Source organism: Herbaspirillum sp. UBA812, assembly GCF_002296545.1.
GTDB classification, from domain to species: domain Bacteria; phylum Pseudomonadota; class Gammaproteobacteria; order Burkholderiales; family Burkholderiaceae_D; genus Herbaspirillum; species Herbaspirillum huttiense.
In genome coordinates, this window is the sequence record NZ_DBIC01000346.1 from 12,525 (window position 1) to 13,398 (window position 874).

General features: G+C 62.8%; 1 protein-coding gene. It reads right to left on the reverse strand.

Annotation, left to right across the window (positions count from 1 at the left end):
• Positions 1–97: 97 nt before the first annotated feature.
• Positions 98–745 (reverse strand): response regulator, encoded by a 648-nt coding sequence (locus B3873_RS23280; protein ID WP_286869290.1) that lies wholly within the window; start codon positions 743–745, stop codon positions 98–100.
• Between the last annotated feature and the right edge of the window lie 129 nt (positions 746–874).

Sequence of the window (874 nt, forward strand, 5' to 3'; positions counted from 1 at the left end):
CAGCCTTCAGTGACATCGCCTTGCGCGCCGCAGCCCATCGCGCCGAGATCCCTTATACCCGTCTGCTTGCGCTGGAAGTCTCCGTCAGGCCCACGCGCTAGCCTGCTCCGCGCGACTCCACCGCAAATTTGATCAGTTCAGCCTGGCCATCGATATTGAGCTTGCGCTTGATGTTGAGCCGATGGGTTTCCACCGTGCGTACGCTCAGGTCCAGCTCGCGGGCAATCTGCTTGTTGGATTCGCCATTGGCGATGTGCTGCAGCACTTCGCGTTCACGCTGCGTGAGCAACTCGCGCACCGGCAGCGGCTGGGTCAGCTGGCGTGCCAGTGCGGCGCTGTAGTAGATCCCGCCCGAACGCACCGTTTCGATGGCATGCACGATGTCCTGGCTGGGTGCGTCCTTGAGGACATAGCCGCGTGCACCGGCCTGGATCGATTGCATCACGTATTCGGCCTTGTCATGCATGCTCAGGATCAGCACCGCAATCTCCGGATGCAGCGCATGAAAGCGCGCCGTCAGCTCGATGCCGTTGATGCCGCGCATGTTGATGTCCATTAGCGTGAGATCGATTGGATGGCGGGCAGCGGCGGCCAATGCTTCCTCGGCATTGCCGGCCTCGGACACCACTTCCAGTCCGGGCACGGTTTCCAGTCGTGCGCGCAGGCCGTCGCGCACCAGCGGATGATCGTCGATGAGCATGATGCGTGTCGTGGCAGGGGCGATGGGCGTGGCGGTATCAGACATGGGGCGAAGGGAAGAGAGAAGAGCGGGGAATGATGGCGCTGATGCTGGTGCCCGCGGCCGACGAATCGATGGCCAGTTCGCCACCCACGGCTTCCATGCGCTCGCGCATGTTGCGCAGGCCGATACCAT